The organism is Streptomyces sp. DH41 (assembly GCF_029813785.1).
Taxonomy (GTDB): domain Bacteria; phylum Actinomycetota; class Actinomycetes; order Streptomycetales; family Streptomycetaceae; genus Streptomyces.
In genome coordinates, this window is sequence record NZ_JARVKY010000001.1 from 32,129 (window position 1) to 52,531 (window position 20,403).

15 protein-coding genes are annotated in these 20,403 nt (G+C 70.3%); 6 read left to right on the forward strand and 9 right to left on the reverse strand.

What is annotated here, in order from left to right; all coding sequences use genetic code 11:
* Positions 1-7 precede the first annotated feature (7 nt).
* From mmsA to QC283_RS00195, 4 genes are all read left to right on the forward strand, one after another.
* Positions 8-1,567: a multiple monosaccharide ABC transporter ATP-binding protein gene (gene mmsA, locus QC283_RS00180; protein ID WP_279559219.1), complete on the forward strand. Its 1,560-nt coding sequence runs from the start codon at positions 8-10 to the stop codon at positions 1,565-1,567.
* On the forward strand, positions 1,564-2,808 hold the full coding sequence (mmsB, locus tag QC283_RS00185; protein WP_279559220.1) for a multiple monosaccharide ABC transporter permease: 1,245 nt from the start codon (positions 1,564-1,566) through the stop codon (positions 2,806-2,808). The genes mmsA and mmsB overlap by 4 nt, the downstream gene beginning before the upstream one ends.
* A 68-nt stretch (positions 2,809-2,876) precedes the next feature.
* Positions 2,877-4,025 (forward strand): aldose epimerase family protein, encoded by a 1,149-nt coding sequence (locus QC283_RS00190; protein ID WP_279559221.1) that lies wholly within the window; start codon positions 2,877-2,879, stop codon positions 4,023-4,025.
* 102 nt (positions 4,026-4,127) lie between these two features.
* A complete protein-coding gene (locus tag QC283_RS00195) occupies positions 4,128-5,816 on the forward strand; it encodes a pyridoxal phosphate-dependent aminotransferase (protein WP_279559222.1) in 1,689 nt (562 codons plus the stop codon).
* 22 nt (positions 5,817-5,838) lie between these two features.
* Here the strand turns inward: QC283_RS00195 and QC283_RS00200 are convergent, their stop codons facing one another.
* Both QC283_RS00200 and QC283_RS00205 read right to left on the reverse strand, forming a co-directional pair.
* Positions 5,839-7,272 (reverse strand): family 43 glycosylhydrolase, encoded by a 1,434-nt coding sequence (locus tag QC283_RS00200; RefSeq protein WP_279559223.1) that lies wholly within the window; start codon positions 7,270-7,272, stop codon positions 5,839-5,841.
* Positions 7,254-8,222, reverse strand: coding sequence for an arabinan endo-1,5-alpha-L-arabinosidase (locus tag QC283_RS00205; RefSeq protein ID WP_279559224.1), 969 nt, complete (start codon positions 8,220-8,222; stop codon positions 7,254-7,256). Before QC283_RS00205 ends, QC283_RS00200 begins: the two co-directional genes overlap by 19 nt.
* Positions 8,223-8,464: 242 nt before the next feature.
* On the opposite strand from QC283_RS00205, the gene QC283_RS00210 reads away from it, so the two are divergent.
* Positions 8,465-10,030, forward strand: coding sequence for a substrate-binding domain-containing protein (locus QC283_RS00210; RefSeq protein ID WP_279559225.1), 1,566 nt, complete (start codon positions 8,465-8,467; stop codon positions 10,028-10,030).
* On the opposite strand, the gene QC283_RS00215 is transcribed toward QC283_RS00210, so the two are convergent.
* Both QC283_RS00215 and QC283_RS00220 read right to left on the reverse strand, forming a co-directional pair.
* Positions 9,957-10,763, reverse strand: coding sequence for a hypothetical protein (locus tag QC283_RS00215; protein WP_279559226.1), 807 nt, complete (start codon positions 10,761-10,763; stop codon positions 9,957-9,959). The two genes, QC283_RS00210 and QC283_RS00215, sit on opposite strands and share 74 nt — an antisense overlap.
* Before the next feature lie 187 nt (positions 10,764-10,950).
* Positions 10,951-11,604 carry a DUF4360 domain-containing protein gene (locus tag QC283_RS00220; RefSeq protein WP_279559227.1) on the reverse strand — a complete coding sequence of 218 codons (654 nt, stop codon included), beginning with the start codon at positions 11,602-11,604 and terminating at the stop codon, positions 10,951-10,953.
* 160 nt (positions 11,605-11,764) lie between these two features.
* Between QC283_RS00220 and QC283_RS00225 the strand changes: the two genes are divergently transcribed.
* The gene (locus QC283_RS00225) at positions 11,765-14,602 is read left to right on the forward strand and encodes a beta-galactosidase (protein ID WP_443032523.1); all 2,838 of its coding nucleotides are present in this window, start codon (positions 11,765-11,767) and stop codon (positions 14,600-14,602) included.
* A gap of 48 nt (positions 14,603-14,650) precedes the next feature.
* Here QC283_RS00225 and arfA read toward each other — a convergent pair whose 3' ends face one another.
* The 5 genes from arfA to QC283_RS00250 all read right to left on the reverse strand — a co-directional run bounded on the left by arfA (position 14,651) and on the right by QC283_RS00250 (position 20,359).
* Entirely contained in the window at positions 14,651-16,156 is a 1,506-nt protein-coding gene (gene arfA, locus QC283_RS00230) for an arabinosylfuranosidase ArfA (RefSeq protein WP_279559229.1), read from the reverse strand.
* Positions 16,157-16,228: 72 nt separating this feature from the next.
* Positions 16,229-17,155 (reverse strand): arabinan endo-1,5-alpha-L-arabinosidase, encoded by a 927-nt coding sequence (locus tag QC283_RS00235; RefSeq protein ID WP_279559747.1) that lies wholly within the window; start codon positions 17,153-17,155, stop codon positions 16,229-16,231.
* A gap of 50 nt (positions 17,156-17,205) precedes the next feature.
* The gene (locus tag QC283_RS00240) at positions 17,206-18,066 is read right to left on the reverse strand and encodes a carbohydrate ABC transporter permease (protein WP_279559230.1); all 861 of its coding nucleotides are present in this window, start codon (positions 18,064-18,066) and stop codon (positions 17,206-17,208) included.
* Positions 18,063-19,004, reverse strand: coding sequence for a carbohydrate ABC transporter permease (locus QC283_RS00245; RefSeq protein WP_279559231.1), 942 nt, complete (start codon positions 19,002-19,004; stop codon positions 18,063-18,065). The genes QC283_RS00240 and QC283_RS00245 overlap by 4 nt, the downstream gene beginning before the upstream one ends.
* A complete protein-coding gene (locus QC283_RS00250) occupies positions 19,001-20,359 on the reverse strand; it encodes an extracellular solute-binding protein (protein ID WP_279559232.1) in 1,359 nt (452 codons plus the stop codon). The genes QC283_RS00245 and QC283_RS00250 overlap by 4 nt, the downstream gene beginning before the upstream one ends.
* Positions 20,360-20,403 lie beyond the last annotated feature (44 nt).

Consider the following 20,403-nt stretch of genomic DNA (forward strand, 5'->3'; position numbering starts at 1 on the left):
CACGACCATGGCGGGACCCGTCCTGGAAATGCGCTCGATCGTCAAGACCTTTCCCGGTGTCAAAGCGCTGTCGGACGTCACGCTGACCGTCCGCCAGGGCGAGGTCCACGCCATCTGCGGCGAGAACGGCGCCGGCAAGTCGACCCTGATGAAGGTGCTCTCCGGCGTCCATCCGCACGGCAGCTACGAGGGGGACATCCTCTTTGAAGGCGAGACCTGCCGGTTCAAGGACATCCGGGCGAGCGAGCGGCACGGCATCGTGATCATCCACCAGGAGCTGGCGCTGGTGCCGTATCTGTCCATCGCGGAGAACATCTTCCTCGGCAACGAGCACGCCAAGCGCGGACTGATCAACTGGCACGACACCCTCAAGCACGCCACCGAACTGCTGCGCCAGGTCGGCCTCGACGAGCACCCGGAGACCCGGGTCGCCGACATCGGCGTGGGCAAGCAGCAGCTGGTGGAGATCGCCAAGGCGCTGTCGAAGAAGGTGAAGCTGCTCATCCTCGACGAGCCGACGGCGGCGCTCAACGACGAGGACAGCGGCAAGCTCCTCGACCTGATCCTCTCGCTGAAGGAACAGGGCATGACCTCGATCATCATCTCGCACAAGCTGAATGAGATCCGCCGGGTCGCCGACTCGGTCACGATCATCCGCGACGGGCATTCCATCGAGACGCTCGACGTGAAGGCGAAGGAGACGACCGAGGACCGGATCATCAGCGGGATGGTCGGCCGCGACCTGGAGAACCGCTTCCCGGAGCGGACCCCGCACCACCCCGAGGAGGGCTCCGCACCGGCCCTGGAGATCCGCAACTGGACCGTGCACCACCCCATCGACCAGCAGCGCAAGGTCGTCGACGACGTCTCGATCGAGGTGCGGCGCGGCGAGATCGTCGGCATCGCCGGGCTGATGGGCGCCGGCCGCACCGAACTGGCGATGAGCGTCTTCGGCCGCACCTACGGCCGGCACGCGGGCGGCACGGTCCTCAGGGACGGCAAGGAGATCCGTACGAAGACCGTCCCGGAGGCGGTGGGGCACGGCATCGCGTACGTCACCGAGGACCGCAAGCACTACGGCCTCAACCTCATCGACACCATCAACCGGAACATCTCGCTGACCGCGCTGGGCAAGGTCTCCAAACGGGGTGTGGTCGACGAGCACGGGGAACGCCAGGTCGCCGAGGACTTCCGCAAGTCCATGAACATCAAGGCGCCGACCGTCTTCGAGCCGGTGGGCAAGCTGTCCGGCGGCAACCAGCAGAAGGTCGTCCTCAGCAAGTGGATCTTCGCGGGTCCCGACGTGCTGATCCTGGACGAGCCCACGCGCGGCATCGACGTGGGTGCCAAGTACGAGATCTACACGGTCATCGACCAGCTGGCGGCCCAGGGCAAGGCGGTCGTCTTCATCTCCTCCGAACTGCCGGAGCTGCTCGGCATGTGCGACCGGATCTACACGATGGCCGCCGGGCGGCTCACGGGTGAGTTCTCGCGGGCCGAGGCCTCGCAGGAAGCGCTGATGCGTCGTATGACGAAGGACAAGAAGGACAACGAGGTAACCCGATGAGCACGGACGTGACCGCCAAGACCCCGGCCCCCGCGCCGTCCGGCAGAGGCGGGTCGGCCTCCGGCGACGGCCTGCTGCGGCTGATGCTCGACGGCATGCGCCGCAACATGCGCCAGTACGGCATGCTGATGGCCCTCGGCCTGATCGTGGTGCTGTTCGCGGTGTGGTCCGACGGCGACCTGCTGCTGCCGCGCAACGTCTCCAACCTGGTGCTGCAGAACAGCTACATCCTGATCCTCGCGATCGGCATGATGCTCGTCATCATCGCGGGCCACATCGACCTGTCGGTGGGCTCACTGACCGCGTTCATCGGCTCGATGGCCGCCGTCCTGATGGTCAAGAACGATCTGCCCTGGCCGGTCGCGGTCATCCTGTGTCTGGCCATCGGCGCCCTCGCGGGATCCGTACAAGGGTTCTTCATCGCCTATCTGGGCATACCGTCGTTCATCGTGACCTTGGCGGGCATGCTGCTCTTCCGCGGTCTGACGGAGATCTTCCTGAAGGGCCAGACCCTCGGCCCGTTCCCCAAGGACCTGCAGAAGATCGCCAACGGCTTCCTGCCCGAGGTCGGCCCGAACACCAACTACCACAACCTCACGCTGTTGCTGGGCTTCGCCCTGATCGCCTTCGTGGTGTTCCAGGAGGTCCGCGACCGCAAGCGGCAGCTGGAGTTCGCCCTCGAGGTGCCCCCGGTCAAGCTGTTCGTGCTCAAGCTGGTCGCACTGGTCTCCGCCGTCCTCGTCGTCACGCTGCTGCTCGCCAGCTACAAGGGCGCCCCGGTCGTGCTGCTCATCCTGGGCGTGCTGGTCGTCGGGTTCGGCTACCTGATGCGCAACGCGATCATCGGCCGCCACATCTACGCCATCGGCGGCAACCTGCCCGCGGCCAAGCTGTCGGGCGTGAAGGACAAGAAGGTCACCTTCCTGGTCTTCCTGAACATGGGCATGCTCGCGGCCCTGGCGGGTCTGGTCTTCGCCGCCCGCTTCAACGCGGCCTCTCCCAAGGCCGGCCTCAACTTCGAGCTGGAGGCCATCGCCGCCTCGTTCATCGGCGGCGCGTCGATGAGCGGCGGCGTCGGCACGGTCCTCGGCGCGATCATCGGCGGTCTGGTCCTGGGCGTGCTGAACAACGGCATGAACCTCGTCGGCATCGGCACCGACTGGCAGCAGGTCATCAAGGGCGCGGTACTGCTGGCGGCGGTCGGGTTCGACGTGTGGAACAAGCGCAAGGTCGGTTCGTAACGGATCTCGGGCCCCGCCCCTGACGGCGGGGCCCGCTTCTTTCCACGGAAAGTACAGGAGCCGCACTCATGGAACTGAGCAGACGAACGGTCATCGCGTCGGCGGCCGCGGCCGGCCTCGCCGCCACCGCGGTCGGCGGCACGGCGCACGCGTCGGGAGGCAGGAAACCGGTGAAGGAACTCTTCGGCGAACTCGCCGACGGCACGAAGGTGTACCGCTGGTCGCTGGAGAACGGCGGCACGCGGATGAAGGTGCTGTCGTACGGCGGAGTCGTCCAGTCCCTGGAGATCCCCGACCGCCGGGGCCGCTACGAGAACGTCTCCCTGGGCTTCGACAACCTCGACGACTACGTGGCCCGCAGCCCGCACTTCGGCGCCCTGATCGGCCGGTACGGCAACCGCATCGCGAAGGGCCGCTTCACCCTGGACGGCAAGGAGTACCAGCTCTCCGTCAACGACGGCGAGAACTCCCTGCACGGCGGCGCCCTGGGCTTCGACTACCGGGTGTGGGACGTCGAGCCGTTCACCGAGGGCTCCGACGTCGGCCTGGTCCTGCACTACACCAGCGTCGACGGCGAGATGGGCTACCCGGGCACGCTCAGGGCGAAGGTGACGTACACGCTCACCCGGCGCGGCGACTGGCGCATCGACTACGAGGCCACCACCGACAAGGCCACCGTCGTCAACCTCACCAGCCACGTCTACTGGAACCTGGCCGGCGAGGGCAGCGGCACCATCGAGGACCACGAGCTGTCGATCGCCGCGTCCCGCTACACACCCACCGACGCGGGCCTGATCCCGACGGGCGAGCTGGCGAAGGTGTCCGGCACGCCCTTCGACTTCCGCCGGGCCAAGCCGATCGGCCGGGACATCAGGGACGCCCACCCGCAGCTGATCACCGCCAAGGGCTTCGACCACAACTGGGTGCTCGACAAGGGCATCACCGACCGCCCCGAGCACATCGCCACCCTGCGCGACCGCGCCTCGGACCGCACCCTGCGCATCGCCACCGACCAGCCCGGCCTGCAGTTCTACTCGGGCAACTTCCTCGACGGCACCCTGACCGGCACCGGCGGCTCCCTCTACCGGCAGGGCGACGCCCTGTGCCTGGAGACGCAGCACTTCCCCGACTCGCCGAACCAGCCGTCCTTCCCGTCGACCGTGCTGCGGCCGGGACAGACGTACCGGACGACGACGGTGCACTCGTTCGACGCGTGAGGACACACTTTCTTCACACGTGTTGAACGCCGCCGGATCCTCCGCCGTATGTAGGGGCGGCCCGCGCTCCCCCGCGCGGGCCGCCCACAGACGGAGGTCCCCTTGTCCGGCAACGTCACCTCGTTGTTCCGCAGCACCGCGGCGCACAGCCCGTCGATGGCGGCGCTGACGCGGGAGAGCGGCGAGACGGCGGGCGCCGGGCCGGTGGACTTCTGCATCCCCTGCAACCCGTACTTCCCCACCCCGGCGATGTTCGACGAGATGGCCGGCCGGCTGCGCGACATCATCACGTACTACCCGAGCAGCGCCGACACCATCACCGCCGAACTGTGCGGCCTGCTCCAACTGCCGCCGCAGTGTGTGGCGATGGGCAACGGCTCCACGGAGCTGATCACCTGGATCGACCACCTGCTCGTCCGGGAGTCCCTCGCCGTCCCCGTCCCCACCTTCGGCCGCTGGACCGACCAGCCCGTGGAGACCGGCAAACGGGTCGACATGTTCCCGCTCCAGGAGGCCGGCGGCTTCGCCCTCGACCTCGCGCGGTACGCCGAGTTCGTCCGGGCCCGGGGATCGCGGACGGTGGTGGTCTGCAACCCCAACAATCCCGACGGCGGCTATCTGCACAAGCAGGCGCTGGTGCGGTTCATGGACGCGATGGCCGACCGGGACCTGGTCGTCATCGACGAGTCCTTCCTGGAGTTCGCCGACGCGGAGGCCGAGCCCAGCGTGGTCCAGGAGGCGATGCTGCGCCCCAACGTCGTCGTGCTGCGCAGCCTGGGCAAGAACTTCGGCCTGCACGGCATCCGCTTCGGCTACCTGGTCGCGGGCCCCGCGCTCGCGAGCCGGGTGCGCTCCATGCTCCCCAAGTGGAACCTCAACTCCTTGGCGGAACACGTGGTGTTCATGCTGCGCGACCACGGCGCCGAGTACGCGCGGAGCCTGCACCAGGTCCGCCGCGACCGCCTGGAGATGGCCGGCCGGCTCTCCGCGCTGCCCGGTCTGACCGTCTATCCCTCCCAGGGCAACTTCCTCTTCGTGCGCCTGCCCGTGGGCGCCGAGGGCACCGTCGTCCGGGACCGCATGCTCACCGAGCACCGGGTCCTGGTCCGTGAATGCGGCAACAAGATCGGTTCGTCCAGCCGCTTCCTGCGTCTCGTGGTGCGCCCCCGGGCCGACGTCCGTCGCCTGGTGTCCGGCCTGGAACAGGTGCTCTACGGGTCCAGGAGGGGAGCCGCCGTGCCCGAGCCCGCTACCGGGACCGGCTACAGCTCGGGCACGGCGGCGGTGGACCGCCTGATGAGCGAGACCAACGGGGCCGGTTTGCGGGGGCTCGCCGCTCAGGGGGCCGGTGCCGGTGTCCCGGGGCTCGCCGCCGCTCCGGCCGCCGACGGCGGCGTGCCGCTCCCCGCCGCGGTGCCCGTCGCCCCGGCGGCGGCCGCCGTCGGCCCGATGTCCGGGCCGGTGCCGACGGCACCGCCACAGGTCCCGCAACCGGCTCCGGTCCCCCACCCGACGCCGTATCCCGGACCGGTGCCGGTCCCCCACCCGGCACCGGTCCAGCAGCCCATGCCCGCTCCGGCCCCTGTTCCCACTCCGGCCCCGGTTCCGGATGCCGCGGTGGCTCACTACCCGGTGGTGACCACCGACCCCACCCCGCCCGGCGTCCCGGCCCGCGGTGGCCTCACGGCCGCGCAGGTCCGGGGCACCAACGGCCTGGAGGCGGTCCCTGCGACGGGCCGGCCGGGAGCGCAGAGCTGGCCGAACGCGGCGGGCATGGGCCGGACGGGCTGAAGGTGAGGGTGCGGACGCTGCTTCAGGCCGGGTTCAGCCGCCACTGCTGACACGCGTTGTTCAGCCACGTCCACTGCCGTACATCGGCGGAGTCGGCCGTGGAGCAGTCGGCGACGTCGGCGACCTTGCCGGTCGCCTGGTTGACGATCCGGACGTGACCGCTGTCCGTGGCGAGGAACCGGAACCGCTGACAGGTGTTGTCCAGCCAGGACCACTGCCGCAGATCGGCCCCGTCGGCGGCCGAGCAGTCGGCGGTGTCCAGCACCTTCCCGGTGGCCACGTTGACCAGCCGGTGGGTGTCGTCCCCGAGATCCTCCAGACGCCAGCGCTGGTTGGCGCCGCCGTTGCAGGAATACTGCGCCACGTCGGCCCCGTCCGTCGGAGAGCTCCCGGCCACGTCCAGACACTTGCCGCTGTTGCGGTTGGTGACCGTGTACGTCGTCGAGACGACCGACGGCTCGCCCGAGGGTCCGGACATGCCCGCCCCGAGCCGGACCGGGGTGCCGAGGTTCGGGGTGCCGTCGCCGTTCCAGGTGAACTTCTGGGCCCGCGCCGTACGCCCGTTGTCGCAGCCGTCCGAGGCGGCGTCGTTGGCGTGGTAGACGATCCAGCTCTCGGAGCCGTCCGGCGAGGTGAAGAAACCGTTGTGACCGGGCCCGTAGACGCCGTTGCCGTCACTGCGCTGGAACAGTGCCGTCGGCTTCTTCGTCCAGGAGGACGCGGACGCCGGATCGGATCCGGTCAGTTCCAGCTGCCCCAGCTTGTAGTCGGGGGTCCAGCAGCCGCTGGCGGAGTAGACGAGGAACGTCCTGCCACCCCGTTGGAGGATCTCCGGCCCCTCGTTGACCGGTGCGCCCGAGCGTTCCCAGTCGTACGTCGGTGTGGAGACCGTGCTGAAGGAGGAGGCCACCGTGTACGGGTTCGACATCCGGGCGGCGACGATGTTCTGGGTCCCGCTGTGCGTGCTGCCGAAGAGGTACAGCCGGCCGTTGATCGTCGCAACCGTGGGGTCGAGCATCCAGGCGGGATTGAGCTGTCCCCGGTAGGTGTACGGCCCCATGGGGTCGGACCCGGCGCTCTCCAGGACGTGGCTGCGCTGGGTCGGGTTGTAGTCGGAGACGTCCTGCCCGGCGACGTAGTACAGGTACCAGCGACCGTTCAGGTAGTGCAGCTCGGGCGCCCAGATGTTGCAGCACCGGGACGCCGCGTCGCCCTGCCACACCTGCACGCTGGGCGCGGTGGCGAGCCCACCGAGGGTGGGCGACCTGCGGACGGTGATGACGTCGGTCCAGCTCGTCGACACCATGTAGTAGTTGCCGCTGTGGTAGGTGATCCAGGGGTCGGCGCCCTTCTGGGTCTTGACCGGGTTGGTGAAGGTGGCCGCGCTCGCGGAGGACTGCCCGAGCGAGAGGGCGAGCAGCAGGGCGGCCAGCAGGGTCAGTAGGCGACGGGCCATCCGCTGCTCCAGTTCAGGAGGTTGATGCCCAGTTTGGGTGTGCCGTTGTCGTTGCCGTCGTAGTAGTGGTAGACGATCAGGTCGCCGTCGACGTCGTTCATGATCGACTGGCCGCCGGGGCCGATGACGCTGCCGTGCGACTCGAGCACGGGCGTGCCGCCGTTGTTCATCATCGAGACGCCGTCGCGGTCGCGGTAGGGCCCGGTCACGCTGGTCGCCCGGCCGACCTTGACCTTGTAGGTGGAGCTGGTGCCGGCGCAGCAGGTGTCGTACGAGGCGAAGAGGTAGTAGTACCCGTTCCGCTTGACGATGTACGGGGCCTCGACGGCCTTGGTGCCGGACGGCCGGGAGGCGAGGGAGCGGCGGGCGGTGTCGGAGGCGAGCTGCTTGCCGGTGGACGGGTCGATCCGGATCATCTTGATGCCTGTCCACCAGCTGCCGAAGGACAGCCACCACTTGCCGTCGTCGTCGACGAAGAGGTTGGGGTCGATGGCGTTGTAGTCGCTGGAGGAGGTGGAGGTGTAGACGATGCCGTAGTCGCTCCAGCTGCCCGGCTGTCCGGTGGCGGAGCCGGCGAGCCCGATGGCGGAGGTGTTGGAGCCGAACTTGGAGACGGAGTAGTACATCAGGTACTTGCCGCCGTGGTACGAGATGTCGGGCGCCCAGGCCTCCGGGACGGAGGAGTAGCGCGACCACCAGCCCGGCCGGGAGCCGAAGGCGTCCGCGCCCGCGGAGAAGGCGGTGCGGTCGGAGGACGACTTGCTGCTGATGCCGCCGCCGGTGGCGTAGAGCTGGTACTGCCCGGACGAGGTGCGGATCATCGTCGGGTCGTGGGTGACGACGGAGCCGGTGACCCGGCCGGGGTTGGGGTAGGCCGACGCCGTGGTGGGGAGGAGGGCGAGCAGGGCAGCGGTGGGGAGAGCGAGGAGTGCGGTTCTCTTGCGACTCACGGGGGACGCTCCTGTTCTGTATCTCGAACAACGATCGCCTTGTCGGACGGGAACGTAGGATCGAACCGCACGCGCGTCAATGGCCCGCGCGACAACGGCAACCAACGTCCGGAAAACACCACGTTCCGCAGGTGACGCACCGGTGAACTCCTGACGGCCGGTCAGCGCACTCCCGATTGGCCACTCCGCGCCCCGGACAACATGGCCTCCCCATCCACTGAGCCGGAAGTCGGGAGTCGGTTGTGAACGGTTTTCCGTGGGAGTCGGTGATCGCCGTTCTCGGCCTCGCCGTGCCCGTGATCGCCGCCCTGTGGGAGTTCTTCCTCGCGGGCCGCAAACGGCTCGGTTACCGGGTCCAGATGGACACCAGCGCCCGGGACTCGGCCACTTCCTCCGGACCGGAGGCCGGGGTGCTCCAGCGCATGCAGTGGGACGGCGCCCACCTGCGCGACCCGTCCGTCGCCCTGCTGCGCATCGAGAACGTGGGCTGGACCCCGATAGTCGAGGAGGACTACGTGGCCCCCGCCAACGACGCGGTGGGCATCCGCGTGAAGTTCCCGGGCCGCCGCGTGGTCGGTATGGTCGTGACGGAGTGCAGCCACACCGTGCTGCGTGACTTCTTCACACCGGGAACGTCGGGCTTCGGGGCCTCGGACGGCGTCATCAGACTGCCCAAGGTGAAGCTCAACCGCCGGTCCCACTACAAGGTGCTGGCGGTCCTGGACCGCGTCCCGGACTTCACCGAGACCGACTTCCCCGACCCGGAGGTCACCGCGGGCATCGTCGGCGGGGTGCGCGGCGGGACCATCAAGAGGACCGAGTACTACCCCTTCGCGTCCCGGCCGGTCCGCTGGCTGCTCGCCGTGCTCGTCCTGGTGAGCGTCGCCCAGTCCGTGTCCACGTTCGCCCGGGGCGAGGACGCCGTGGCCGCGCCGCTGGACTGCGCCGAGGGGACGCTGCATCTGTCGGGTTCCACGGCGTTCCGCGAGATTCTGAAGCAGGCCGCCGAGCAGTACACGAAGACCTGCCCGAACGCGCGGATCCCGCTGTCCGAGAACTCCTTCAAGGGCAGCGTCCCGGGCCTGGACACCCTCGCCGCGGCCGGGGACAAGGCCGGACCGAAGGGCGACGAGGGGCTGGGCAACCGGCTGTCGTTCAGCGACGGCCCCAAGTCCGACGGCCGTCCGCAACTGCTGCCCAGACCCGTCGCCCTGTCCCTGTTCACCCTGGTCGTGAGCGAGGACACCGGCGTCCAGGACCTGTCCCTGAAGCAGGTCCGGGACATCTACGCCGGAAGGATCACCAACTGGCGACAGGTGAACGGCAACGACCTGCCCGTACAGCTCGTCAGCCGCAACCCGGGCTCCGGCACCCGCACCGCCCTCCAGCGACGAGTGCTGGACGACCGCCCCCTGCTGGCGGTCACGACGAGCGACTGCCGGAGCCTGGACACGACCGGGCCCGGCCGCTGCGAGGTCGTCGACACCCCGGTCCTGCTGGACACCGTCGCCTCCACGCCGGGCGCCCTCGGGCACAGCGAGGTCGGCCACGCCACCGCCCACAAGGGCGTGCGGCAGGTCCGCATCGACGGCTACCCCGCGACGCTGGAGGGCGCCGACCAGGGCGCGTATCCCTACTGGGAGACGGAGATCGCCTACACCTACGGCAACCCCCCGGCGGACTCGATCGCCGCGGGCTTCCTGCGCTACCTCGCCAACGAGGTCGGCAAGGACATCATCCGCTCCAAGGGTCACCGCCCCTGCTCCGAGCTGGACAAGCCCCTGCTGTGCCGGCCCGGCGGGGCGTGACCCGCATCAGGTCCAGGTCCTCGCCCCACGCGTCCAGCACCGCCCCGTGCCCGGCCGCGCGGGCCACCGCCTCGACCCGTGTGAAGAGACGGCGCTGTGCGGACACGTCGCCCGTCGCCGAGATGCCGTCCACGGCGTCGAGCAGCGGGCCCGTGTCCCAGCCGGGCAGCGGGAACCGGGCGAGTTCCCATGCCAGGTACTTGTTGTAGGGGCGGGGCCGGCGGTCGAGGGCGAAGAGCAGCTCCAGCAGGAAGCGAACGCTGTCGGCGGCGTCGAGCCGGGCCGCGAGCGCGTGTCCGTCGCGGTCGTTCTTGACGGAGCGGTAGAGGGAGTTGGCGTAGGCGTCGAGCCACTCGCCCGCGTCCCGGGACGCCTCGTCGGCGTCCAGACGTGCCTTGGCCGCCAGCATCCGGGCGATGCCGCCGTCCAGCCGGTCCAGCACGACGCGGGCGCGGGCGAGAGCGTACCGCTCGAAGCCGGGCAGGCCGGCGGCGCGGAACTCGTCGAGGGAGAGGACGACCAGGTCGAGTTCCGGGGTGCGGTGGCCCGTGAACCGGGTGAGGGGCGTGGTCGCGCCGTCGGCGAGGACGACGTACAGGTCGTGGTCGGAGTGGTCGGTGGTCATGCCCTCGTGGGCCCGGGAGCCCTTGAGGACGAGTCCGACGACGGCCGGGTCGGCGGAGGCGATCTCGACGAAGGCGTCGTAGGTGAGGGGCGGGCGGGTCGCGGTCATGTGCGTGGTCTCCGGTGAGTGACGGGCGGTGCGCCCGTGCGACGGGTATGCCGACCGGGCGGTCCCGTGCCGACGGGGCCGCCCGTACCGTCCGCGGCGGCACTCGGCCGCCGCCCGGAGGATCAACGCACGTCCCGACCCTACCCGCCCGCCGCCCTGGCGCTCGGGTCGTTCTCGTGCGGACGGGTCAGGACTCGGGGCACTCCTTCCACGCCAGGTGGTACACCGTGCTGATGTCCCCGTCCGTCGAGTCCATGGTCATGAAGCTCACCTCGGCGGGGTCGGACGTGCCCGCGCTCACCCGCAGCTCCGTGTTGATGTTGAAGTTGCGCTGGACTCCGCAGGGCGCCCAGACCATCTGGGCCCAGTCGGTGGTGTCGGTGGCCTGCCAGTTGTCGTTGAGCGGGCCGCTGAAGGGGTGGGTGCGGTACTGCGTGTCCGGGGAGCCCTGGAAGTAGTACGAGGCCCGCTGGGTGGCGCTCGCGCCGGGCTGGAGGGCGGCGAAGCCTCGGTAGTCCGCGCCTGCGACGGCGTAGGTGAAGCCCTGCGGGACGTGGACGAGCAGGTTGAGCTGGCAGTTCTTGCGGAAGTCCGTGGGGGCGGAGTCGCCGCCCGCCTGGGCGAGGTAGTCGCTGTAGGTGACGGTGAAGGCGGTGTTGTCCTCGGAGACGGCGACCGCCGCCGTGCCCTGCGGGCAGCCGGAGCCGTTCACCGTGGCGACCTTGATGACGATCTTGTCCGGCGGCGGGTCCTCGAACCCGCCGGAGGGCTGGTGCTGCGCGGGCAGCGCGGAGGTGAGGAGCGCGGCGATCGTGCCGCTCAGGAGCAGGCCGGTGGCCATGGGTCTCCCATTCCGGTCGGTGGGGGGTGGAAGTTGTTGAATGCCCTGCACATCTGATGTGCACATGTCACACACAGGGCGGTCGCATCGTATGCACACCCACGGGACGCGAACAGGTCGGACTCCGGCCATTTAACGCATCGCCGCGTCCTTGTGGAGAATGGCCCGGCAGCGCAGCACGAGAAGCACGGCAACAGGAGAGGCTCCCTTGGAGCTCAGCAGGCTCAGCAGACGAGCGTTCAGCGCCCTCGCGGGCACCACCGTCCTCGGTCTCGCGCTGGGCGGCAGCGTGAGCAGCCAGGCGCTGCCCCGCTCCGGCGCCCGCGGCCCCGTGCCCACCGGGCCGCCGCCCGGGCCGCCCGGCGCCGACGGCGTGCGCCACCGCGTCGCCCTGGACCGGTACTCCCTGCTGGTCGACGGCAGACGCCTCGCCCTGTGGTCCGGCGAGATGCACCCCTTCCGGCTGCCGAGCCCGTCGCTGTGGCGGGACGTGCTGCAGAAGATGCGGGCGTACGGGTACAACTCGGTCAGCGTCCGACTCGCCTGGAACCAGCACTCCCCCGCCCCCGGCGAGTACGACTTCACCGGCGTCCGCGACCTGGACCTCTTCCTGCGTACGGCTGCCGAGGCCCGTATGTACGTCGTCCTGCGGCCCGGCCCGTACATCGGCGCCGACGTGGACGCGGGCGGCCTGCCCGGCTGGCTGACGGCCGCCGAGGGCCGGGCCAGGACCCCCGACCCGGCCTATCTGCGCCACGCCGACGAGTGGCTGAGCCGCGTCAACGCCGTCGCCGCCCGGCACCAGTACACCCGGGGCACGGGCACGGTCCTGCTCTACCAGGTCGACGCCCCGCGGCGCGCCCGCCTGACCCGCCTGCACGACAAGCTCCGCGCCGAAGGCATCGACGTACCGCTCCTGCACGCCGACACCCCGGTCGCCTGGGGCGAGGTGGAGCGCACCCGGGACGCCGCCGAGGCACGCCGTGTCCATCTCGCCCACCTCGCGCACGGGGTCACGCTGCACAACGTCCACACCGCGTTCGGCGGCACCTCGTGGGGCTGGCTGTCCGCGCCGTCCGCTCCCACGCCCACGTACGACCCCACGGCGGCCATCGACGAGGCACGCCGGCCGACGGACAAGATGGCCCCGCTCCACCAGCTGGGGCAGCTGCTGCGCCACGTCCCCGACTTCACCCGGATGGAGGAGGCGCGGCGGGTCGGGGCCGCGGACGCCCGGATCAAGGTGCGGCACCTGGCCAACCCGGACACCGGCACCCACGCCTACGTCGTGCGCAACGACTCGGAGACCGACGTCACGTCGAAGGTGCCGATGGGCGGGACCGACGTGGAGGTCACCGTCCCCGCCCGGGACGCCAAGCTGTTCGCCACCGGGCTCCACCTGGGCGCGGGGCGGAAACTGGCGTACGCCACCGTGCAGCCCATGCTGACCATGAGCGTCGGGCGGCTGGACATCGCCGCCTTCGTGGGCCGGGCCGGCGAGATGGCGCACCTGGTGCTGGACTGCCCGCACGAGCCGTGGCCGACCCGGCTGGACGAGGAGGCCGCCTGGGTGTACGACCACGGAGAACTGCACGTCACGGTGCCCCTCGAAGAGAACAGGCTGACCCGGGTGCGGGTGCGCAGCGGCAAGTCCGACCGCACCCTGATCCTGCTCGTCGCCGACGACGCCGCCTCGCTGCGGCTGTGGCCGTACGAGACCCCGTCGGGCCGCGTCCTGGTGCACGGCCCGGCGCTGCTGCGCGACGTCGCCCTGGACGGTGCCACGATCCGGCTGACCGGTGACACCGTCGAACAGTGCCCTCTCGAGGTGTGGGCGCCACGCGGCATCACCGACGTGACCTGGAACGGCGGCGCGGTGACTACGTCGGGCAGCCGTGCCCACAGCCTGCTGGCCGCCTGGCCGCCGCTGCCCGGCGTGCCCGAGCTGGTGCTGCCCGCGCTGGACGGCTGGCGGCGCCGCGCCGAGAACCCGGAGTCCGCCCCCGGCTACGACGACTCGGGGTGGGCCCTCGCCGACCGGCGGACGTCGTACAGCACGACCCCCGTGCCCGACGGGCAGCCCGTGCTCTTCGCCGACGACTACGGCTTCCACTACGGCGACGTCTGGTACCGGGGCCGGCTCAGCGGCGGCGCGGGCCTGGAGGCGGTGTCCCTCGCCTACAGCACCGGCGCGCGGGGGATGCTGATGGCCTGGCTGGACGGGGAGCCGCTGGGCGTCCACCACGTGGGCCGCGAGGACGACGACGGCAAGGGCACGTGGACCGCCACGGCCGGTTTCCGGCTGCCGGAGGAAACACGGGAGGCGCTCGGGAAGGAGCCCGGTGCCTCGCCCGTCCTGTCCGTCCTCGTCCGGCGCACTCAGCACGACCAGGACGCGTACAAGGCGGCCCGCGGGCTGACGTCCGTCGCCTTCGAGGGGGCGTCGCCGAAGGTGGCGTGGCGGATCCAGGGCGCCGCCGCGCCCGATCCGGTGCGCGGGCCGCTCAACCACGGCGGACTGTTCGGGGAGCGGCACGGCTGGTATCTGCCCGGGTACGACGACGGTGGCTGGGAGCCCGTGTCCCTTCCCCGGGCGGACCGGCGCCAGGGCGTGACCTGGTACCGGACCACCTTCCGGCTGGACGTCCCGCCGGACGTCGACGCCTCGGTCGGGCTCGTCCTCGACGACGACCGGGACTACGACGGTCAGGACCCCGACCACGACCGCGATCGCCCGGACCGCGACTACCGCGCCCAGGTCTTCCTCAACGGCTGGAACATGGGCGAGTACGTGGGCGGCCCGGCGGGCGAGCCGCACACCTTCGTCCTGCCGAACGGCATCCTGCGCACCCGCGCCGCCGCCAACACCCTGGCGATCGCGGTCCTGGCCGGCGGCGAGGCGGCGTCCGGGCCGGGGACGGTACGGCTGAAGCTGCTGGGCGGCGCGGCCGGAGGGGTGCCGGTGGAACCGGTCGCCTCCCCCGGCCCGCGCCGCTGACCCGGCCGGACGCGCCGCGTCCGGCCGGGCCCACCGGACCCGCCGGTGTCAGCGCAGCCGGATCACGTTCCAGGACAGCGGCTCCAGTACGGCCCTCAGCCCGCCGTCCCGCAGCCGGGTGCCCTCGACCGGGTGCGGGGCGACCCGCTCGGGCTCGGCGAGCGTGTTGCGGGCGTCGGGGTCGGCGTCCGCGAGGGCGCTGTGCTCGACGACCTCGGTCAGCTCCAGTCCGCTCAGCGCGACGTCCAGCGGCAGCGACTCGGTGCGGGAGCGGTTGACGGCGAAGACGGTGACCGAGCCGTCCTCGGCGCGCACGGCGGTGGCGTGCAGCAGGTCGGCCTCGCCGTACTTCTTCGTCTCGTACGTCGGTGAGTCCACCCGGACGTCGAGGACCTCGCCGCGGCCGTACTTCGAGGCCTGCGCGAACGGGAAGAAGGTCGTCTGGCGCCAGGCCGGGCCGCCCGGCTCGGTCATGATCGGGGCGATGACGTTGACGAGCTGGGCGAGGCAGGCGACGGTGACGCGGTCGGCGTGCCGCAGCAGGGCGATGAGGAGCGAGCCGAAGACGACGGCGTCGGTGACGCTGTAGTTGTCCTCCAGCAGGCGGGGCGCCTCGGGCCAGTCCAGGGCGCTGACCTCGGCCTGGGTTTTGGCCATGTACCAGACGTTCCACTCGTCGAAGGAGAGGTTGATCCTCTTCTTGGACTTGAGGCGGGCGCCGATGTGGTCGCAGGTGGCGACGACGTTCTCGATGAACGACTCCATGTCCACGGCCGAGGCGAGGAAGGAGTCGACGTCGCCGTCGAACGGCTCGTAGTAGGCGTGCAGGGAGATGTGGTCGACCAGGTCGTACGTCTCCTTGAGGACCGTCGCCTCCCACTCGGCGAAGGTCTCCATGGACTGGCCGGAGGAGCCGCAGGCGACGAGTTCGAGGCCGGGGTCGATCTGGCGCATGGCGCGGGCGGTCTCGGCGGCGAGGCGGCCGTACTCCTCGGCGGTCTTGTGGCCGGTCTGCCAGGGGCCGTCCATCTCGTTGCCCAGGCACCAGAGTTTGATGCCGAAGGGGTCCTTGTCGCCGTGCTCGGCGCGCAGGTCGGAGAGCGCGGTGCCGGAGGGGTGGTTGGCGTACTCCTGGAGTTCGAGGGCCTCGGCGACGCCGCGGGTGCCGAGGTTGACCGCCATCATCGGCTCGGCCTGGGGGCCGATCTTCTTGAGGAAGGCGATGTACTCGGCCAGGCCGAAGCGGTTGGTCTCCGTGGAGCGCCAGGCCAGGTCGAGGCGGCGGGGGCGGTCCTCCACCGGGCCGACGGAGTCCTCCCACTTGTAGCCGGAGACGAAGTTGCCGCCGGGGTAGCGGATGGCGGTGACGCCGAGTTCCCGGACCAGGTCCAGCACGTCCTGGCGCAGGCCGGCCTCGTCGGCGGTGGGGTGGTCCGGTTCGAAGATGCCGGTGTACACGCAGCGGCCGAGGTGTTCCACGAAGGAGCCGAAGAGGCGGGGGTTGACCTCGCCGACGGTGAAGGCGGGGTCGAGGGTGAAGCGGGCGGTTCGCATGTCTGCCTTTCCAGAGGTTCGCGTGTGTCCGGTTCGCGTGTGTCCGCGGGTTCGTCGTGGCCGGCCGTGCTCCTAGGAGACCTTCGGCCAGCCGTCCTTGGTCCAGGTCAAGGCGTTCAGCCCGAGCTTGGGCGTGCCTTCGTCCTCGGCGTCGTAGTAGTGGTACGCCAGCCAGTCCCGGCCCCGGTCGCGGAAGACGGACTGGCCGCCCGTGCCGATGTGGCGGCCGTGGCCCTCCAGGAGGAGGTCGCCGCCGCCCTGGAGCATCGGGGTGCCGGTGCTGTCGACGTAGGGGCCCTTGATGTCCGTCGCCCTGCCGACCTTGATCTTGTACGTGCTGTCCACACCGGAGCAGCACGCGTCGTACGACGCGAAGAGGTAGTAGTGGCGGCCGTGCTTGACGATCTCCGGGCCTTCGACGGCGTACGGCTCGTCGGGGCGGGTGGCGAGGTGGTGGACCTCCGTGTCCCGGGCGGCCTTGCCGGTGTGCCGGTCCAGCTCGACCATGCGGATGCCGCTCCAGTAGGAGCCGAAGGACATCCACAGGCGGCCGTCGGCCTGGATGACCGCGGGGTCGATGGCGTTCCAGGTGTCGGTGGTCTCGGAGGAGAAGACCTTGCCGTGGTCCGTCCAGGTGCCGGGCAGGCCCATGCGGGAGGTGGCGACGCCGATCGCGGAGTGGTTGGTGCCCCAGGAGGAGACCGCGTAGTACAGCCAGTAGCGGCCGGCGCGGTAGGAGACGTCGGGTGCCCACGGGTCGCCGGTGTCGTTGTACTCGTACCACCAGGACGGGGGCTTCGTGAAGGCGTTGCCCGCGTCGTCCCAGTGCCTGCCGTCCTCGGAGAGGCGGGCGCCGATGACGCCGCCGGTGGAGTAGGCGACGTAGCCGCCGCCCTTCAGGCGCGTGACGGTGGGGTCGTGGATGATCCGCTGGCCCGTGATGGGGCGCGGGTCGGGGTAGCTCTCCGCCGCCTGGGCCGCGTTCGGCAGCAGGGCCATCAGGGCCGCCGCCGCCACGGCGGTGAGGGTTCTGCGCACAGTGCGCACGGTCACTGTCCCGCCAATCCCGTGTGGGCCACGCCCGCCACGATCTGCCGTTGGAAGAAGACGAAGACGATGATCAGCGGCAGGCCGGCCATGAGGCCGCCGGCCATGAGCTGGGCCCACTGGATGCCGTAGGAGTTCATGACGGTCGCGATGCCGTTCGGCATGGTCATCAGGTCGGGGTTGTTGGTCACCATGTACGGCCACAGGAAGTTGTTCCACGAGCTGATGAAGGTGAAGATGCCGACCGCGGCGAGGGAGGGGCGGGAGAGCGGCACGATGATGGTGAAGAAGACGCGCCAGCGGCCGGCGCCGTCGATGAAGGCGGCCTCCTCCAGTTCGCGCGGGATGCCCTGGAAGAACTTGTAGAGGATGTAGACCATCGCGGCGGGCGCGCACTGCGGCAGGATCATGCCCCAGTAGGTGTCGACCATCCCCATCTGCTGAACGGTGGTGAACAGGGGGACGCCGAGCACGGCCGGGGAGACCATGAGGCCGGCCATGACGACGCCCATCAGGAGGCCCTTGCCCCGGAACTCGGTGCGGGCGAAGCCGTATCCGGCCAGTGCGCTGACCAGCAGCACGATCGTCGTCACGCAGACCGACACGACCAGGGAGTTGACGAACCAGTTGGTGATGTTGCCGGTCTCGAAGAGGGCCGTCCACGCCTGCCCGGTCCAGTCCTCGGGCAGCCAGTGCGTCGGCACCTCGACGGCCTCGGTCTCCGACTTGAGCGAGGTGAACAGCCCCCAGGCCAGGGGCGCCAGGAACAGCAGGGCGACGGCCGTGCCGAGGAGGGTGAGCACGATCTGGCTCGGCGTCCAGGGCCGGCGAGGCCCCTTGCGTACCTGAACGGCGGTGGTCATCGGCCGCCCTCCTCACGGTTGCGCAGCAGCCACATCCGGGCGAGGGCGACGGCCGCGATGAGCACGAAGAAGATGATGGAGATGGCGGAGGCGTAGCCCACGCGGTAGCTGGTGAAGCCCTGTTCGAGGGTGTACTGCACGAAGGTGCGGGTCGATTCCTCCGGGCCGGGCCCGAAGTCCTGCATCACGACGGCCTGGTCGAAGACCTGGAGCGAGGCGAGGATCTGCAGGGCGATGACGAGGCCGGTGATGTTGCGCAGCATCGGCAGCGTGATGTGGAGCATGCGGTGCCAGGCGTTCGCGCCGTCCAGCTTGGCGGCCTCGTAGAGGTGAAGGGGGATGCCCTGGAGTGCGGCGAGGTAGAGCAGGAAGCTGAAGCCGACCGTCCACCACAGGGTGGTGATGACGACCGCGAGCAGCGCGTACGACTTGTCGGTCAGCCACGGCGTCTCGAGTCCGAAGACGTGGTTGACCATGCCGCTGCCGGGGTTGAACAGCCACTGCCACAGGTTGGCGGCGACGGTGGACGGCAGCAGGAAGGGCATGAAGAAGCAGAGCCGCCACAGCCACTTGCCGCGCTCGATGTGGTGGGCCAGCATCGCGAGGAGGAAGGCGAGGACCGTGATGCAGGGCACGACGAGCAGCGTGAAGTACGCGCTGTGGCCGAGCGCGTCCCACATCAGGGGGTCCTGGAGCGCCTCGCTGTAGTTGTCCAGGCCGATGAAGCTCGCGCTGTCGCCGGAGATGTTGGCGTCCGTGAAGCTGAGGTAGAGGCCGCGCAGCAGGGGCCAGACGACGAAGAGCGCGAACAGGGCGAGGAACGGGGCGACGAACCAGCCGCCGTGCTGGAAGCCCTGCCTGCGGCGGACGGTGGCGCTGTCGGCGGCGGTCCTCGCACGCGACGGGCGGATGATCGTTTCAGCGCTGGTCGTCGTCATGCGACCGCACCTCCCTGCGCGGCCGTCTTGCCGTCCATGGGGTTCTTCGTGCCGAGCAGGTCGGTGAGCGCGCCCTTCATACGGCGGGCGGCGGCCTCCGGCTTGGCCGAGCCCATCGTCGAGGAGACGACGATCGGGCCGACGCGCTGGGCGAGGATGCCGGTGGACCCGGCGAACCACACCTTGGGCTCGGTGGCCTGGTGGTCCATGGCGCCGGCGTACTCGCTCTGCGGGTTCAGCTCCTTGTAGGCGGCCGTGGACAGGGTCGGCGTGTAGGCGGGGATGTGTCCGCCGGCCGCCCACTGCTGGGCGTGCTTGACGACGTAGGCGGCCAGTCGGTGCGCGGCCTCGTTGGTGGCGCCGCCGCGGCCGGCCTGGTGCGGGAGCACGAAGGAGTGCGACTCGGCGTGGGTGGCCTGCTTGCCGAAGACGGGCGGCAGCGGGGTCGCGCCGTAGTCGAGCTTCGCGCCGGAGAAGACCGGCACCGACCAGTTGCCCTCCCAGGCGAAGGGGGCGCCGTTGACGAACTGTTCGGCGCCCGCACCGCCTCCGAAGCTCGGGTCGGCGTAGCCGTCGGCGACGTGCCGGCGCAGGAACTCCAGGACCTGGACGGCCTTGTCGGTGTCGAAGGTGACCTCGGACTTGTCGTCGTTGAACCAGGTGCCGCCGAGCTGGGTGTAGAAGGCGACGAAGTCCCACCACTGGAAGTTCTGGTCGTTGTGCCAGAAGCCGATGGTCTGCAGGCCCTTCTTGGTGGCCTTCTTGGCCTCCTTGAGCACGTCGAACCACTCCTCGGTCGACGTCACGGGCACCATCCGCCCGTCGGCGCCGAGCAGGCCCGCCTTCTTCAGCACGTCCTTGCGGTAGAAGCAGAGCTGGACGTGGATGTCGAGCGGGAGGGCGTAGAGCTTGCCGTCGATGACGGCGCGCTTCCACAGCTCGGGGTTGAAGTCCGCCTCCTTCACGCCGTACTTGGCGAGCAGGCCGACGTCCCAGGGGTCCAGGAGGCGACCGGGCGAGAAGCCGGTGACGCGGCCCAGGTGCATGACGCCGAGGTCCGGAGCGCGGTTGCCGGCGGCCGCCATGGCGAGCTTGGTGTAGAAGGGGCTGCCCCACTGGAGGGTGGAGTCCTTCACGTCGATGCCCGGGTTGTCCTTACGGAAGGAGTCCAGCATCGCGATCATGTTGTAGCCGTCGCCGCCGCTGAAGAGGTTCCAGTAGCTCACGCGGGTGTCCGCTCCGGAGGCGAGCGCGTCGGCGCCCGTGCCCAGGGCCGCGAAGCCGAAGCTCCCCGCGACCGTCAGGCCGCCCGCCGCGGCCAGAAAGTGCCTGCGATCCAGGCCAGGTCGTCCCATGCCCTGCCCTATCTGTCATGAACGTAAGATGTGCGTTCAGCGTG

Excerpts from the sequence above, each read along its gene's own strand:
- arfA (WP_279559229.1), bottom strand. The coding sequence starts at position 16,156 with ATGCGAACCGCCCGCTTCACCCTCGACCCCGCCTTCACCGTCGGCGAG.
- QC283_RS00215 (WP_279559226.1), bottom strand. The coding sequence starts at position 10,763 with ATGACCGCGACCCGCCCGCCCCTCACCTACGACGCCTTCGTCGAGATC.
- QC283_RS00220 (WP_279559227.1), bottom strand. The coding sequence starts at position 11,604 with ATGGCCACCGGCCTGCTCCTGAGCGGCACGATCGCCGCGCTCCTCACC.
- mmsA (WP_279559219.1), top strand. The coding sequence starts at position 8 with ATGGCGGGACCCGTCCTGGAAATGCGCTCGATCGTCAAGACCTTTCCC.
- QC283_RS00200 (WP_279559223.1), bottom strand. The coding sequence starts at position 7,272 with ATGGCCCGTCGCCTACTGACCCTGCTGGCCGCCCTGCTGCTCGCCCTC.
- QC283_RS00250 (WP_279559232.1), bottom strand. The coding sequence starts at position 20,359 with ATGGGACGACCTGGCCTGGATCGCAGGCACTTTCTGGCCGCGGCGGGC.
- QC283_RS00245 (WP_279559231.1), bottom strand. The coding sequence starts at position 19,004 with ATGACGACGACCAGCGCTGAAACGATCATCCGCCCGTCGCGTGCGAGG.
- QC283_RS00235 (WP_279559747.1), bottom strand. The coding sequence starts at position 17,155 with ATGGCCCTGCTGCCGAACGCGGCCCAGGCGGCGGAGAGCTACCCCGAC.
- mmsB (WP_279559220.1), top strand. The coding sequence starts at position 1,564 with ATGAGCACGGACGTGACCGCCAAGACCCCGGCCCCCGCGCCGTCCGGC.
- QC283_RS00190 (WP_279559221.1), top strand. The coding sequence starts at position 2,877 with ATGGAACTGAGCAGACGAACGGTCATCGCGTCGGCGGCCGCGGCCGGC.
- QC283_RS00240 (WP_279559230.1), bottom strand. The coding sequence starts at position 18,066 with ATGACCACCGCCGTTCAGGTACGCAAGGGGCCTCGCCGGCCCTGGACG.
- QC283_RS00225 (WP_443032523.1), top strand. The coding sequence starts at position 11,765 with ATGGCCCGGCAGCGCAGCACGAGAAGCACGGCAACAGGAGAGGCTCCC.